The 14,615-nt window shown below is 68.6% G+C and carries 11 protein-coding genes and 4 pseudogenes; 7 read left to right on the plus strand and 8 right to left on the minus strand.

Going from position 1 to position 14,615, the window contains the following annotated elements:
• The first annotated feature begins 957 nt into the window (after window positions 1-957).
• Complete coding sequence (locus tag OG245_RS00755; protein ID WP_371621588.1) at window positions 958-1,254, plus strand: hypothetical protein; 297 nt, start codon at window positions 958-960, stop codon at window positions 1,252-1,254.
• A gap of 322 nt (window positions 1,255-1,576) precedes the next feature.
• On the opposite strand, the gene OG245_RS00760 is transcribed toward OG245_RS00755, so the two are convergent.
• On the minus strand, window positions 1,577-2,758 hold the full coding sequence (locus OG245_RS00760; RefSeq protein ID WP_371621589.1) for an alpha/beta hydrolase family protein: 1,182 nt from the start codon (window positions 2,756-2,758) through the stop codon (window positions 1,577-1,579).
• A 544-nt stretch (window positions 2,759-3,302) separates the two neighbouring features.
• On the opposite strand from OG245_RS00760, the gene OG245_RS00765 reads away from it, so the two are divergent.
• Window positions 3,303-3,692 (plus strand): hypothetical protein, encoded by a 390-nt coding sequence (locus OG245_RS00765; protein ID WP_371621590.1) that lies wholly within the window; start codon window positions 3,303-3,305, stop codon window positions 3,690-3,692.
• Between the two features lie 549 nt (window positions 3,693-4,241).
• Here OG245_RS00765 and OG245_RS00770 read toward each other — a convergent pair.
• Both OG245_RS00770 and OG245_RS00775 read right to left on the minus strand, forming a co-directional pair.
• Window positions 4,242-4,745: an SMI1/KNR4 family protein gene (locus OG245_RS00770; RefSeq protein WP_371621591.1), complete on the minus strand. Its 504-nt coding sequence runs from the start codon at window positions 4,743-4,745 to the stop codon at window positions 4,242-4,244.
• 43 nt (window positions 4,746-4,788) lie between these two features.
• On the minus strand, window positions 4,789-5,286 hold the full coding sequence (locus OG245_RS00775) for a transposase (protein ID WP_371621592.1): 498 nt from the start codon (window positions 5,284-5,286) through the stop codon (window positions 4,789-4,791).
• A gap of 1,614 nt (window positions 5,287-6,900) precedes the next feature.
• Between OG245_RS00775 and OG245_RS00780 the strand changes: the two genes are divergently transcribed.
• Together OG245_RS00780 and OG245_RS00785 are read left to right on the plus strand one after the other, a co-directional pair.
• Window positions 6,901-7,383 carry a hypothetical protein gene (locus tag OG245_RS00780; RefSeq protein WP_371621593.1) on the plus strand — a complete coding sequence of 161 codons (483 nt, stop codon included), beginning with the start codon at window positions 6,901-6,903 and terminating at the stop codon, window positions 7,381-7,383.
• A complete protein-coding gene (locus OG245_RS00785) occupies window positions 7,350-7,493 on the plus strand; it encodes a hypothetical protein (protein WP_371621594.1) in 144 nt (47 codons plus the stop codon). Before OG245_RS00780 ends, OG245_RS00785 begins: the two co-directional genes overlap by 34 nt.
• Before the next feature lie 492 nt (window positions 7,494-7,985).
• Here OG245_RS00785 and OG245_RS00790 read toward each other — a convergent pair whose 3' ends face one another.
• From OG245_RS00790 to OG245_RS00800, 3 genes and pseudogenes are all read right to left on the minus strand, one after another.
• Entirely contained in the window at window positions 7,986-9,140 is a 1,155-nt protein-coding gene (locus tag OG245_RS00790) for an oxygenase MpaB family protein (protein ID WP_371621595.1), read from the minus strand.
• 427 nt (window positions 9,141-9,567) lie between these two features.
• A pseudogene (locus OG245_RS00795) lies at window positions 9,568-10,223 on the minus strand (transposase); the annotation flags it as partial.
• Window positions 10,216-10,577: pseudogene (locus OG245_RS00800) on the minus strand (transposase); the annotation flags it as partial. The pseudogenes OG245_RS00795 and OG245_RS00800, both read right to left, overlap by 8 nt.
• Window positions 10,578-11,076: 499 nt before the next feature.
• Between OG245_RS00800 and OG245_RS00805 the strand changes: the two are divergent.
• Window positions 11,077-11,874 carry a relaxase domain-containing protein gene (locus OG245_RS00805; RefSeq protein WP_371621596.1) on the plus strand — a complete coding sequence of 266 codons (798 nt, stop codon included), beginning with the start codon at window positions 11,077-11,079 and terminating at the stop codon, window positions 11,872-11,874.
• Window positions 11,875-11,949: 75 nt separating this feature from the next.
• Here OG245_RS00805 and OG245_RS00810 read toward each other — a convergent pair whose 3' ends face one another.
• Window positions 11,950-12,309, minus strand: a complete 360-nt coding sequence (locus tag OG245_RS00810) for a hypothetical protein (RefSeq protein WP_371621597.1) — start codon at window positions 12,307-12,309, stop codon at window positions 11,950-11,952.
• Between the two features lie 219 nt (window positions 12,310-12,528).
• On the minus strand, window positions 12,529-13,110 hold the full coding sequence (locus tag OG245_RS00815) for a hypothetical protein (protein WP_371621598.1): 582 nt from the start codon (window positions 13,108-13,110) through the stop codon (window positions 12,529-12,531).
• A 252-nt stretch (window positions 13,111-13,362) separates the two neighbouring features.
• Between OG245_RS00815 and OG245_RS00820 the strand changes: the two are divergent.
• Both OG245_RS00820 and OG245_RS00825 read left to right on the plus strand, forming a co-directional pair.
• Window positions 13,363-14,151: pseudogene (locus tag OG245_RS00820) on the plus strand (IS5 family transposase).
• 20 nt (window positions 14,152-14,171) lie between these two features.
• Window positions 14,172-14,434: pseudogene (locus OG245_RS00825) on the plus strand (amino acid permease); the annotation flags it as partial.
• Between the last annotated feature and the right edge of the window lie 181 nt (window positions 14,435-14,615).

The following is a 14,615-nucleotide window of genomic DNA, read 5'->3' on the forward strand; positions in this document are numbered from 1 at the left end:
GGTGCAGCCGTCGTCGGGAAGCGCAACCCAGGGGTCCTCATCATCCGTGAGGGTCACGGAGGTGGCCCATCCACTGGTCCGCCGTGCAGTTCGACCGCTATCGAGATGATGTTGTCGCTCATGCCGCTCTTCTGCCCCGATAGGTACAGACCAATTATTGAGGGCCTGCCGACAAGAGCCGTTTCTTACCGGCCGCCTATGCCTGGACCATCAAGCGGAACAAGGTCATCGACCACACCCACACCCACCGCCCCGCTGATCGAGGACGCAGCCTTCGGCACTGTCGCCCTGCGCGACGCCATCGGCCCCATCGGCCAGATCACCGAATCCCTCCCCCTCTTCCGTGCCTTGCGCCAGCTCACCAACCGCCAGTCCGGCCCGTGTCCATGGGCAAAAGGTCATCGCTCTTCTGCTGATTCGAATTGAACACGCGGTTGTACACGTCGGTCACGCTGGGGTGACGCAGCCCTCGACCCCAGGCGGAGCGCCGCCGTCGCCCACCAAGGCGATCTTTGCGCCCTCAGCGTTCAGGCCGGCCTGGATGCGCCGTACTACCTCCTCGATGATCCGCGGCAGAAAGGTGGCGACCTGCACGGGCGTCGCGGGACCCCGAGCAGCACACACACCTGGAAGCACTCGGGCTCAAGCCCGGACCGAGAGCGCCCCGGCCCGGATGGGGGCCAGGATGTGTGCTGGCGGGGCATTGCCGCGGTCGCCCAGTACGCCCAGCGCGAAGGACACCCTTCGCATCCCCCGCCGCACACATCCTGGCCACGTTGCTGTCCTGGCACGTGGCCAAGGCCTGCCATGACCTCGGTGGTGACGAGAGGTCGGCGATGATGCACGCCCGCGCCGCCGGCGTGAGTGCCGAGCAGGCCGAGCACCCCGCGCTGCAGCGGCCGACGTCGGCGGAGCCCGGGTGGCGAGCGGTTCGGCGTACTCCCGCTCAGCCGCGGCGTGGGCACGGGCGCGCTCGGCGCTGTAGCGGTGCTCCTCGGCAAGTTGCGGCTCGGCACCGGTGAGTTCCTCGTACAGCGCGGCGGTCTCGTCGTCCAGATCGGCCTGCCGCACCGGCACCGCCGCGCGGGCATCCGGGCGGGCATCCGGGCGGGCGCCTCCTTCGGAGAACAGTCGCAGTTCGTCGTCCAGGGGGCGAGCTGCTCTTGGAGCGGCGCCAGCAGCGCGTTCCCGGCGGGCGGCCTCGGCGGCCGCCGAGGCCGCCCGGGAAACGCACGGCGTCCAGGCCGGAAATGACCCCGTCCCGACGGTAACCGGAATGTCGGTCAGCGTGCAGCCGGTCCAGCCCGTGGGCGGCTGTCAGGACGGAGTCCTCATTGTCCGACGGGTACACGGCTCGGCTGTTGGCGGCCCAGGTGCTCACGGTTACAGTCCAGCGCTCGTGGGCGGCCTGCTTGCTGATGCCGACAGCGTCGGCCGGCTGGACCCAGGTGGTGCCTTCCTCCCGTTCGGCGACGACGGCATCCGAGCGCGACCCGCCGACCGGGATCGGCCAGGAATCCCCTCGCGCCCCTTCAAGCCCCGGAGCTGTGCTCCTGGACACGGCCTCCCGGCCGGTTCACGCTTCCTGCGCCCAGAGGAACCGGAGTTCGGGATAGCGGTGGGTGGGGGCGTCGAGCAGCGGTCGGTGGAGCCCGATCAGGAACCGGTCGAAGAAAGCGGTGGCACAGGCGCGGGTGACCGTCGCTGCGCGGTGCGGTGCGATCGTGCCGAGGTAGTCGCTGAACAGCGGCTCGGGCCACCGCTCCCGGAGCCCGGCGGCGGCCGCGAGGGCGGGCACATCGGTGGCCGAGAGGTGGCCGCCGCCCGCCAGATGCAAGTGACGGCCCCAACTTCGATGGTGGTCCCGCCACCGCGCCCATGTCTCGTGGTCCGGTGAGGAGGTCAGCAGCAGGAAGGGCCGGTCGAGCCCGGTCGCGGCCACCGTGGTGCCGAACAGGCCGCCGTCCAGGTCGAGCCCGGCGACGAAGCGGCGGTCGGTCCGCATGGCCTCGGCTGCGGCCGCACCCCCCAGGGAGTGGCCGAGCAGTCCGATGCGCCGGACGGCGACCCCGGCGAGGGGGCGGGTGCGACGGCACAGCGCATCCGCGACGCAGCGCAGGTCCGCGGCGCGCACGGCGACTTCCAACTGGTCCTGGGCATCCCAGTCCTCCGGTTCGGCCGGCAGGGCGCCGAGCACCAAGCGGCCGTCGGGGAAGCGGACGGCGGCGGCATCGTAGGTGTGGTCGACGGCCGCGACGAGGTGACCGTGGGAGGCGAGTTCCTCGGCCAGGCCGCTGGTGAGGATGCGCGAGGCGCCGCGTCCGTGGCTCAGCACAACGGCCGAACGGGTCCCGGGGGCCGGGCGGCCTCCGGAACGGGCGTGCGTGCCGACGTCCTTCAGCACGCCCGGCCGCATTCCCCAGTCACCCTCCAGCGCCGCGGCGGTGCCCGGGTCGGTGTAGGGGGCGACGGGGTTACGGCGGTGGGGCGAGGGAGCCCGGGAGCCGGCGGGGTACCAGAGCTGCACCATGAGCCTGCGGGGGCCGGGACGCGAGCCGAACGGGTCAGTGCGCCCGAGATCGGTGAGCGGCAGGGAGCGGGTGGAGACGGAGTGCCTGCCGGTGGGACGCGGCAGCACGGCGCGCGTGACCGGCGGGGTGGTGGCCGGGGAGCTAGGGAGAGCGGCGGCGGCGGTCGGCAGTGCGCCGGAGCCGAGGGCCGCGAGGGCGACGGTGAGCGCTGCGCGTCGGGTGAACACCGGTATCTCCTCGGAGGAGGGCGATCGGGGGAGGAATCCAGCCACACCATATTTGGTCTGGACCAATAGCGGGAGGGGTTCCGTCGCGCGCTTGCCGATCCGCCCGAGGGCACGATCAGTCGTTCGGCTCACCTCCGCTCGCGTGGAGGTGAGCCGAACGACACCGAGCACGTCCACCGCTTCCGGAAGCATCGGTAACTCAGCGAGGTCACATTGCCTCTGCCGGGCAGGGCACCTCTCCGTCGGGGTCACGCGGCCTGGAACGGCCAGACAGACCCTTGGGCAGGCGGCGGGGTGAGCGAAGGGGCACCAGCTGTGCTTGGGTGGCCCTTTGGAAAGTCATAACCACACGGACCGCCATACCTGAGCGCTGCCACGACGGGTTGCACCAGGTCCAGGACCAGCTCACCGCCCAGCCCCACCGCCCGGTGTGCCTCCACCTGGACACATTGGTCGTAGCCGGCCCGGCCCCTGCCTCGGATACCGTGTTCCTCTGCGGGGCGCCACAACGGATGTGACGCCCCCTACCGGAGGTAGTCAGCGTATGAGTTCAAAGCGCAGCAAGAATCCAGCCCTGCCCGTACTTGACGACGCATTCCGACTGGCGTCGGTCAAGGACGCCGAAGAGTCCACCCGTGACCTGGCCGCGCGGCTGGCCACCACCGAGCTGCGCCGCGTTTCCCACCCGGGCCGGGTCACCTGGGAGCCCACCGATCAGGCCGAGCCCGTACCGGTCCCGCCGACTGTGGTCGACGGTGACGGGGACCTGTGGCTGCGGGACCGGGGCACTGGCACCTGGACCATGCCCGAGTTCGCCCCGAAGGAGTTCCCTGCCCGCTGTGGCGAGGTTCTGACGTGGAACGAGCTCGCCCGGGAGTTCGGCCCGCTGACCGGACTGGCCGACGACCGCCGGATCGGCGGCGGCCGGCGCTGACCGCGCAGCCTTCTGGGATGGCCGCGCCCCCGAAGCGCCCGTTCCGGGTGGTTAGGAGCTCCGGTTCATCGCCGAGCTCGGCGTTGGCGGCGAGCATGTGAGCGTGGTGGTGGCGTGCGACGGCCTCGAGCCGCGCGGTGCGGGCCTGGCGCCACCCACATGTTCTCGGTGCGGTCGGCGTCGGTGGGCCAGCCGGGTAGCGGTCGGCCTTCAGTTGCCGTGGTGTGCGCGCGGCCCAGCTCGCCGATCGGCTGCCGCCAGTGGGCCAACTACACGACCAGGCCTCGCACCAGTTTATCGACGGCGGCCGATAACCGGGACCCGGTCGCGATCCTGCGGTGCCGCCTGTGCCCCACCCGCCCGAACTGGTCCTGCCGCCACCCCGCCCGGGGCTACCTGCTCCGCATTGGCTTTGTTCACGAGTTGTGGGTTCTGGCACAGATCTTGGGGAGTCGTTGCGGAGCGTGACCACGGCGTTCGATTGCGGGGAGGCAGGCTCGCGCGAGACCGCGTACGCCTTGTTGTCCGACGATCGGAATTGACGCTCCCTCAGGTGTCTGCCTGCCGCTGCTGTGGATCGTTGTGAGCGGTGATGGTGCTGGTCATGCAGATCGACGCACAGAACCCGTCGCTGTTGCCGATGAGGACGCGGCCGGTGAGGGGACCGGTTACCGCGATGACGCATACGTCGGTGCAGCCCATTTCGATGACGTGGAGAAAAAGGTCGCGTCCCTGACCCCCGGGTTCTGCGTCGTCGAATCCGCGGGGTGTCCCCGGTTCCTCACGCGGGTTCATGACCAGCAGGGAACACTGCTCCAGCGGCAGGATGCCGTAGAACGGCGCCGCGCCTGAGCCGCCGACGAGTGTGAGGAACTGCCGGTAGGCGTCGGGCAGGGCGAGGTCGTGCTCGGCCTCGAACTCAGTGACGCGTGCTTCTGCCAGCTTCGGACCGAGGCGGAACTTGTGTTGCTCTTCTCCGAAGGAGTGGCTGCGCAGGGGTTGGAACGGGATCGCGGCCAGCTTGCGACGCAGGCGGGGTATGCGGGGATCCATGGTGCATCTTCTCTCGTCCCCATCACCTTATGGGTGGCTGTGGTCAACTGGCCAGAGGAACCCTCTTCCTCAGGAGAGCGAAGCCGGCGCGGCCGAGCTTCTGGCGTTTGAGCGTCTTGATCCGGTTGGCGTGTCCTTCGACGACGCCGGATTTCCAGGGCAGGGTGAGCCCGGCGATGACGGCATCACGGTCACGTTCGATGCCTGCGGCCAGGGTGTGGAGGTTGGGGAGGTCGTCGTGCCGGACGGCGTCGATCCACTCCGCCAGCCTTTCGCTTTGGCACTCGGTGAGCATCTGGGCGAAGGACCGGACGTGAGTGGTGCGGGCGTCGAGTTCGGGGCAGTGGACCAAGACGGCCTTGAGCCGAGGGTCGTCGGTCTCTGAGAGGGTCTCGGGGCGCCGGAGAATCCAGCCGGCGACGACGCGAGGTGATGGTGGCCGGGCTGTGATCGGGTTGGGAGAGGTCCGCTTCTCCCGGAAGTAGGCGCGAACCCTCTGGTAGCCGCCCTGATAGCCGAGCGGCACGATCTCCTCCCCCACGGTCCAGGCGTTCGTGCAGTCTTGGTTCCAGCGATCATCCAGAGGGCTTTAACGCGTCCAGCTTGGACGGCCGGCCCTGCCACTGCCCGCGGAAGAGGTCCTCCGGGGTGGATGCGTCGGCGAAGAGTTTGACGGTACGAGAGATCATGCGGAGTTGGCGGCCAATCGCCCTCCGGCTGAGTCCGGCGGTCAGCAGTTCGTGGACAGTCGCCTGGTTGGCTCGGGTTCGGTCGGCGAAGCGGTGTCCCTTGGCCAGGGCGAGCCGGACGGGTCTTTGAACTTCTCCAACGTATCGACGAGTCAACCCCGGCATCTACTCGACGAAGGTCCGGCGCCCGCACGAGACGACCGGGCAGAGGAACCTGCGGACACACAGGCAGAGGACGACCCGTCCGCCACCGCTGGGCACATCAGCGGGAAACCGCAGGCAGGAGCTGTGAATTCGCCGCGACCAGCCTCCACAGCAGAGGCGATCGGACCCGGCCACCGGGCTCTTGGCCTTGATGCGTACCGCCTCGTCGTTCCCGTCGACCGACAGCACAGCCACGTCCGCGATCGACGGGAACAGTAACTCCTCCAATTGGAGCACTGCTTCTTCCACGGGCCGAACTGTCAGCCACGCAGCATTGGCGACGGATCATTTTCAGGCAGCTTCCCAGAAACCCGCCCGCCCGACGAACGTCACTCAGCATGGTGATCCACGGAAAGTGAGCCAGAACCCGATCTCGTGGACAATGCCATCCGCATCGACCTGGCACGCCAGAAGCGCGTCCCGACGCTCGCTCAGGAACTGGCGCTGGAGCGCGCGATGGCCGCCCGAAGCACCTGCTCCTGATGCTCGCGCCGGTACTACTACTGCCTCCCCCTACGCACCGTGGGCTCCTGCGACCCCTGCGCCCAGGGATACGAACCCACCCCCGGCGCCTACGTCCACGACCACGCCGGTCACGCACCGGCTCGCCGCCTGAACAACCACTTATCGAAGGAGCAGCACACGATGACCGAGACCCTCGCACGCCCGCCGCCGGCTCCCGCTGGCGCTGCTGTTCGACATCACCACCGCCGCACAGCAGACCTCCCGCATCATCCAGGACGAAGAGCGCGACATGGCGGCGACCGCGGCCGCCGACCACGTCTACACCGCCTACCCGAACACGCTGGGTCGGGCGATCGACCACGACGGGTTGACCGGTTTCCCGGCCCTGCGTGGCCATGGCCTGTAGCCCGTCGGGGCGGCCCACCCCGACGGCGGGCTGTGGCTCCACCACACCATTCCCGGCCTCGCCGACTACCGCGACGTCCTCACCTTGCTCATGCCCTGCGACTGCGGCCACAGCTACGTCCCCTCGCTCCTCGACGACGAGAACGACCTCCTGGAGCTCCTCCGGGAACTGCGCTCCGCCGGCGGGCGCGCGGTGCACAGCGGCGACACCGGCGGCCCGTACTGCGCGAGCGCCCGACGGTCTGAGCCGGCCGTGACCCGACGAACGGACACAGCCCTCGCCCCGGCCGCACGGGGCCGGAGCGAGGGCTGCCGGGTGGCCGCGCATCGGCAAAGGGCCGGCCACCCAACCTCATTTCGCCCGCAATTTCGAGATCAGGAGACCCACCAGCATGCCCCACCGCCACACGATCGAGCGCCTGGCCCTCTTCGTCACCTTTCTGGCCACGTTCGGCGAGCTGCATCCCGACTGTGACCACTGGGCCCAGGCCTCGAAGACCGCCGCGCGGAAGCGGCTGTACGGCGAGGACCTGGTCCACACCGACGGCACCCCCGCAACTCCGAACTCCACCCGCCCGGCCATGACCACCAGCACCCTCGGCCGGCGAGCCGTCGCCCGCCACGTCGCCTCGTACACCGCCACGCAGCTCGGGGCGACCATCGCGATCACCCGGGCGCTCGGCTACCGGGTCACCCCGGCAGCCCTGCTCGCCGGATCGGCCATCAACGCCGGTACGCCCGCCGCGATCGACCGCGTGCGCTGCTGCTGCTGTGGCTGTGGCTGTGGCTGGCGAAGAGGACCGGAAAGGCCGGCTACATCGAGCACTGCCAGACGGTCCGCATGGACGACGAGGGCACACTCGCCCGCGAGGTGAACGGGCCGGGCACCGCGTGGATGGAGCTCGATGCGGTGCTCCACCGCACTGTCGGGATCGGCGCGGCCGCCGTCACCACCTGGCTCACCACCCGCCCCGGAGCCCGCTGACATGACGAACGAGAGGGCGATGAGCCCGCCCCGCGGCGAGCGCACGCAGGTCCGCAGTGCGTGGACCACATGAAGAACGGCCACCCCCACCACATGATCGTCCGCTGAGGGCGCTGCACGACGCTGCCGTCCCACTCCCCCATCACGCCGGGCAGCGCCCTGATCCGCGCTGCCCGGCGCCCCTGTCTTCAAAGGCGATCCGCATGACCGAGCTCGTCTATTAGGAGATGCCCGAGCACAGCCTGGTGGTCCTCATCGGCGCCTCCGGCGCCGGGAGGTCCACGATCGCGCGTACCTGGCCCTCCTCCCAGGTCCTGTTCCTGGACGTGCTGGGCGTGGCCGTCAACGACGATTTCTCCGTCGAGTTCAGCGTGTTGAGCTGGGTTGGGTGTTCAGATATCTCCGCCCCGGAACCGGGTGAGGAGCCGCAGGCGCCAAGCGCACGGTGTTCACGTGCGCTTGGCAGTTCCGTTGGGGCGGTGGGGCCGGGTTTCAGCGGTTGTCGTTGAGTTCCTGGTGCATCTGGGGCTGGTCGTCCTGGTCGTGGGTCAGTGCGTACTTCTCGATCTCGTTGAAGGCCTTGGAGGCGACTCCCAGGAGGTCCTTGTAGGGGTTGACGCCGACGGTCCGCTGGGCGGCTCCGCCGAAGAGGCCGCCGGCCGTTCCGCTGACGAGGCTGTGGCCTGCGGCGAGCGGTTTGCCCGCGAGGTCGAGGGGGCTCTTGGGCAAGCCGGCCATGTCGGCGTACTTGTCGGTGAGCGCGACGCGGGTCAGCGCGATGTAGGCGTCACTGGCTCCGGGCTTGAGGAGGTCGCGGTAGAACTTGATGGCCTGGGCGGTCATGAAGACTCCGTCGTCGGTCTTCTTCCATTCCTTGTCCCGCTCCTGGTTCCACAGCCGCTCGGTCTCGTCGGCGTCCTTGGGAAGCTGCCATTTCTCCGGCGATCCAAGGTAGTGGTTGACGTAGTGCCAGGCGCAGATGAAGCCGCGGGCGTCGTCGGCGGAGACATCGATGCCGAGGTTCCTCATGCCCTGGAGAATCTGGGTGCTGAAAACGCAGGCGGCGCCGGTGGTGTACTTCTGGGAGACCGGCTCGCCCCACTTGTCGTAGTCCCACTGGCCGCTCCGCTTGTGCAGTTGCCTGACCGAGGCGTGCACGAGGCGCACCTTTGTCACGGTGGCGGACAGGGTCCCGTCGCGCATGGCGTTCTTGTTACCCATGTCGAGGAACAGCCGGGAGGATTGGGACAACCGTCGGCCCGGTCCCTCGACACCTCCCAGGCGGCCGGTGGAGCGCAGGGTGAACGCCCCGGTGGGTGCGAGGTAGGTGCCGATGAGGCCGACGGTGCCCTGCAGCATCGACACGGTGCCGTGGTGGTGGCCGAAGAAGCCCTCGGCGGCCTTGACGTCTGCCTCGCTCCAGTCCGGCGGCGGGGCGGCTGCCTCCCGCAGGAATTGAGCCAGCCGATCGGGAAGCCGCGACATATCCGTGTCGGGCTTGAGCGTTCCGATCGTCCGGAACAGCGCGTTGACCCCGTCGACCTCCCCGCTCTCAAGGAGATCCGAGACGAGCGTGTCAGCCGCAGGATCCCCGACCTTGCTCGCAGCCTCCAACTCAGCCGCGACCGTTGCCGATGTCAACGCCATGTCAGTACTCCTCGTTTCGTCGCTCTGACTACGTGAAATAGGTGTGGCTTGCGCACACACGGGTTCCCGCTGGAATCCCGCCAGGCTCCGCGGGACGACCCTGAAATCCGGCTACCTCGTACTGAGCGGATCGCGGAATTCCGGCCGACGGCACCAGCGGGAGATGCTCGTGTGGGGCAAGATCACCGATCTCGATCTTGTCGCAGACGGTGCCCCGAAATGGTCACCCAATAGGAGTACGGAGGCGTGCGCCCCCGCGTGAATCAGGGAGTGCGCTCAGGCCGCACCTCTGGCCCCCAGATGCGAGCCAGGCGGACTGGGCAGCGCGCCTACGGGGCTGCGCCGGTCCAACGGGGTCGTCAAAGCGCTGGCGGCGAACAGGCCTGACCCAGCAGGCCCCTGCGCCTAAGGCCGACCAGCAAATGAATCAATTGAGGCGGCGTGTCGTGGGATGCCGATCCCAGCGGTAGTGGGTGGCGTGGCGGATCAGCATGCGGAGAGTGACGAGTGCTGCAGCCAGGTGGAGGTAGAACTCGTCGACGGTGCTGTTCTTCTCGGTGCAGCGTCGTAACTTGCCGTAGCTGCTCATCCACGAGTGCGTTCGCTCCACGGCCTACCGCTTGCCGACCTGGATCGGGGCGGGCACGCCCTTGCGGGCGATCTCAGCGGTGAAGCCCGGCTCCCGAAGCAGAGCGCGGGACGCGTTGCTGTCATAGCCCCGGTCGAGGTTGACATTCACCGCGTCCGGCAGTGGCCCGACCTGGTCCAGGGCTGCATGGAAAGTCGGTCCGAGCAGGGGCGAATCGTGGCGGTGGCCCCCGCCGCGACCAAGCCGAGAGGGACGCCTCGGGCGTCAGTGGCGACCGAGCGTTTCAGGCCCTGCTTCCAGCGGCCCACCGGGGACCGGCCCGCTCTCTGGTCGCCACATGGCGCCTTGATGATGCCATCGCCCGCGGATATCTCGGACAGTTCCAGGCCGATCATCCGGTCGTACGCTTCCAGCGGGAGAACGTGCACCACTGCGGATATCCCCTGCTCAGCCCATTCTTTGACGCCTCGACGGATGGTCCGGTCAGCGTCCCCGCAGACCCCGGACCGGCGGGACGGCGTCGAGTAGCGGCAGGAGCTGGGTGACGTCGTCCCCGGTTGCCACCGGTGAGGGTGACGGCGAGGGGGGGTCCGTGTCGGTCGACGATCAGGTGGTGCTTGGAGCCGGGGCGGGCGCGGTCGACGGGTGAGGGGCCGACGTGATCCCCCCGTCTCCGCGGGAACATCACGCCACGCGACACCTGTCCGCAGCACGAACAGGACGGCGGCGAGTGCCACTCGGTCAGGAACGCGCAGCCGTCCGGGATAGTGGTGACGTCGCTCGGGAGCGGGTGGCAGCAGTGAGGCCGCCCGCTCCCACAGATCGTCAGAAACAAGATCAGCAAGCACCCCGGACACCTTGCCGACCAAGATCGCCGAACACAAGGCTCGCAGCTCAACTCACTTGGTCGCGTCGCCGCACGCGGTGACGCGCCGGTCGGTCGCGCCATCGCATACAGCGGCGGACCCCGGCTGGGACACGGCCGTGTGGGGCCGGATGTACCGGATCTCAAGGCCCGGTGGCCGTGACGGCCAGGCATGCCGGGAAGTGAGACGAAACCACGGAACCACCACGGACGCCGAGACGGCCGCGGAAGCGGCGGGGCGTGTTCTCCACTCTGCATCCGCCGGGCGTTCGGCGACCTGACCGAGGTGGCTGGTGGACCGCGGGCGAGGTGCGTACGTGCTGCACTCGTCATCTTTCAACCGCTCGGTAAGGAAGGGGTGTCGTCGGCCTCGACGACGCCTTTGACTGGGCGAGGTGATGCGGCGAAATCGGCAGCCACCCCCAACACGTTCAGCGTGTTCGATAACATTGACCGCTTCCTAACCGGCGAAAGGATGTCGCATGCTGACGATCCGCGTGCTCGACGTGGCAGGACACGAAGCCGACCGTGTCGTGGAGCCTTCGGTATTCCCGGCGGCATTCACACGGGCGCAGGACCCGCCGGATCAGAGGCAGCACGCCCTTTGGGCCGGCTCGGCCGACGCGCTGGAGCCCCTGGGGCTTCGGCCGGGAGGCGAGGTGACGGCCCACTGCCTCAAAGCGGCGATAGCCGGGCGGCACGTACAGAGACGGGTGCGGGTTCGTACGGACGGTGATGCGTACGACCTGGCTTTCCGCGCTCCGGATTCAGTGTCCTGGGTATGGGCCCAGGGGAATTCCGAGCTGCGCGCGGACCTGGAACGAGCGGTCCTGGCCGCCGCCGGCCGGTGTGTCGACCACCTCGTTCAGACCCGGCCGCTGGTCGACGGCGTTGAACCCGGCCGGGGATACGCCGCCGCATTGACACTCCACGCCGTTGGCACACCAGCGCCCTGGTCACAGCCTCCGCCACCTCTGCTGCACGAGCACGCCTATCTCGTCGGTGTGCTCGACGGTGCCGGTGCGCTGCGCAGTCCGCACTACGGTGAGCTGCACGAGCCGACCCTGACCCGCGAGGGTGGTGCAGTGGGCCGGGCCGCGCTCGCGAGCGATCTGCGGGACCTTGGGTTCGACATCACTCCCGGCACCGGCCCCGATAGGCGCGGGTTCGAGGTCACGGGAGTACCGGAGGGCTTGTTGCAAGCGGCCGGGTCAGCGGACGAGGGCTGTGCGGGCTTGGGCGAGGAGACCGACCGCGACCCGTGGGACTACGTGCGGTGACGGCGAAGTTCCTTGGCCTCGCCCGCATTTACCAGAGGTGTCACCGCCAAGTGGCGGCGGGGCTGCTGGAGCTTGTCACTTCTTGAGCGGCCACTCCGGTAGATCACTGTGCCAGCCCTGGATGAGCTCAACTGCCGCCGGTTCGTCGTCCCGGGTGATCAGGAACGTCGTACAGATCTTCTCCGACTGTCCCCGGCTCACCTCCTTCTCGGGCTCGGGCTCTGGCTCGGGGCAGTTCGCCTCGCCCACCATGACCAGCAGGGCTTTCGTGCGGTCACCCTGTTCGGTCCGGAGGTCCAGGTCGCCGACCATCTGCCGGATGGCCTGGACGCCGGCTTCGATCCGTCGCTGATGCTTTTGGCCCTCATGCCGCCCCTGCCGGTACCCGTTCGGCGACGGCATCACCCCGGCCGCAACGGCAACCTGCTGTCTCAACTCACCCACCTCGGCGCCGAGATCGAGGAGGGCGCTGCAGTCGGGGCCGTTGACCGTGCCAAGGGCTACCGCGCAGGCCGACCGGTGAAGTCGATCTACTCGCCGGGACGGTGGGGCGCTCGGGGATGTGGTCGGGTTGCTACGAGCGACGCCCCCTGGCAGGCCCCTTGTTGCCCTTCCGGGTACTCAGCTCTGCCACCACCCCGGCCCGAAGGCCGTCTACGACTGCGCGGGATCGGGGCTCTGCGGGGCCGCGGCGGCAATGGAGGAGTAGAAGACCGACCGCCCCTGCTTGCTGCGCTCGACCCGCCCTTGCGCAACCCCCTGCTCCAGAGAATTGCGTACGAGGGCAGCGGGTACCGTGCGTTCCGGGTGTGCCTCGGCAAGCGCAGATGTCACTTCCGCCGCGGACTTGGGCTCACTCTGGTCAGCGAGATAGGCGGTAGTGCGATCGAGCCATGTCGGCTCTCCGGGTTTCCTCGGCGAGGCCTTCTTCTGGGCGCCTGCCTTACGTCCGCTGTTCCGCCCCTTCACCGGTGGGGTCTCGCTGGTGGAGCGTGCTGCGGGAACGGCGGCGGCCTTGCTCTTCCTCTTCTTCGTCGGTGGCTTCGGCGCACCGCCAAGCACCTCCTGCATCTTCGTCAGGAGCACCTCGCTGTCCTCGAGCCGAGCGAGCTCGCTCTGCAGGCGCGCCAGTTCAGCGCGTACGCGCTCTTGCTCGCCCCTGTTCTCCGACAAGTCCTTGGTGACCCGCTGGGCATAGTCGTCCGTGACACTTGGGGCGGGAAGGGTTCCAGTCATGTGGTCCTCAGCTCTCGATGCGATGGGGAGCGTGTGGCGATGATGGTACTCATAGGATTCCGGCCACTTGAGGACAGTCACGGAAGCCGCCCCGACCTCACCACCGGGGCCAGCTACTCGGTCGGCACCGACTCGTACGTGAACAGCGGTACCGAGGCGGGTTGCTAGGTTCTGTCGTCTATACGATCTCGGCTGGTGGATCATGATCGGGTGATGCGTCGTCATGAACTGACGGCTGCCGAGTGAGGTTTCGTGCGGCCATTGCTGCCTGGGACATCAAAGGGGAGCCCTCGGCTGGATGACCGGACGATGCTCAACGGGATCGTGGGGAAGTTCCGGGCCGGGGTGCCCTGGCGGGACGTGCCCGAGCGGTCCGGATCCTGGGCCAGCCTGCATACCCGCTTCCGCCGCTGGGCAGCGGACGGCACGTTTGACCGGATGCTGCAGAGCGCGCAGGCCCGGGCGGACGCGGCCGGGGACCTCGACTGGCTGGTGTCGGTCGACTCCAGCATCGTCCAGGCACACCAGCACGCGGCTGGGGCCCGATAAGGAGGCACCGCAGCCCGGCGCTCGGTCGCTCCAGAGGTGGTCCGACCAGCAGGATTCATCAGGCGACGGCCTGGGTCGCCCTCTCGCTCTGGTGGTCACGGGTGGCAACCCCAATGACTGCACCCAGTTCGCCGCCGTGATGGAGGCGATACGTGTACCCCGGCTCGGGCCGGGACGGCCACGTATCCGGCCCGGCCACGTCGTCGGCGACAAAGGCTACAGCTCGAAGGCGATCCGTACGTGGCTGCGGCGTCGAAGCATCCCGCACACCATTCCGAAAAGGGCCGACCAGGCCGGCAACCGGGCCCGGCGTGGCAGCCGAGGCGGCCGCCCGCCGACCTTCGACAAGCAGATCTACACAAGCGGCGCAACGTCGTGGAACGGTGCTTCAACCGATTCAAGCAGTGGCGCGGAATCGCCACCCGGTACGACAAGACCGTCGAGTCCTACCGAACCGCCGTCGCCATCGCCTCACTCCTGATGTGGGCGTGACACTTTGACGACAGCCCTCGGTGGGACAGGTGGCAGCGAAGTCCGGGGGCGCGGTGTGGGTCCCCCTGGTGGTGGCCCTTGGCCTGGCTCTGTTGACGGCCTCGTCCTATGCGGAACTCGCCACGAAGTATCCGCGGGCTGGTGGAGCCTCGCACCAACTTTGTTGGCTTTCCATACCTTTGTGGGGTTCTTCACGGGTTTCTGCATGCTGGCTGCAGGCATCGTATCCACAGCTGGACTGGCTCGCGGGTTCGGTGGGGACTACCGCCGTATCTTCGTCACGGGAACGGGAGGGTGACACACTCCTCCACCCCGGCCCCGGCCCCGGACCCGCGGCACGTTCTGCGCGAAATGGCGAGGACGCGACGCCATCCTCACCGAAGCGAGGCGTCGCGGCCTCGCCCGAGAACCTCCGGTCTTCCGCAGTTCAACTGACCGCTTTTCTGACGAGAGTTGACCTGTTT

This window comes from Streptomyces sp. NBC_01116, from assembly GCF_041435495.1.
Lineage (GTDB): Bacteria > Actinomycetota > Actinomycetes > Streptomycetales > Streptomycetaceae > Streptomyces.

Coding starts and splice junctions, on each gene's coding strand:
- OG245_RS00805 (WP_371621596.1), top strand. CDS start 11,077: ATGCTGACGATCCGCGTGCTCGACGTGGCAGGACACGAAGCCGACCGT.
- OG245_RS00790 (WP_371621595.1), bottom strand. CDS start 9,140: ATGGCGTTGACATCGGCAACGGTCGCGGCTGAGTTGGAGGCTGCGAGC.
- OG245_RS00770 (WP_371621591.1), bottom strand. CDS start 4,745: ATGGATCCCCGCATACCCCGCCTGCGTCGCAAGCTGGCCGCGATCCCG.
- OG245_RS00785 (WP_371621594.1), top strand. CDS start 7,350: ATGGACGACGAGGGCACACTCGCCCGCGAGGTGAACGGGCCGGGCACC.
- OG245_RS00780 (WP_371621593.1), top strand. CDS start 6,901: ATGCCCCACCGCCACACGATCGAGCGCCTGGCCCTCTTCGTCACCTTT.
- OG245_RS00765 (WP_371621590.1), top strand. CDS start 3,303: ATGAGTTCAAAGCGCAGCAAGAATCCAGCCCTGCCCGTACTTGACGAC.
- OG245_RS00815 (WP_371621598.1), bottom strand. CDS start 13,110: ATGACTGGAACCCTTCCCGCCCCAAGTGTCACGGACGACTATGCCCAG.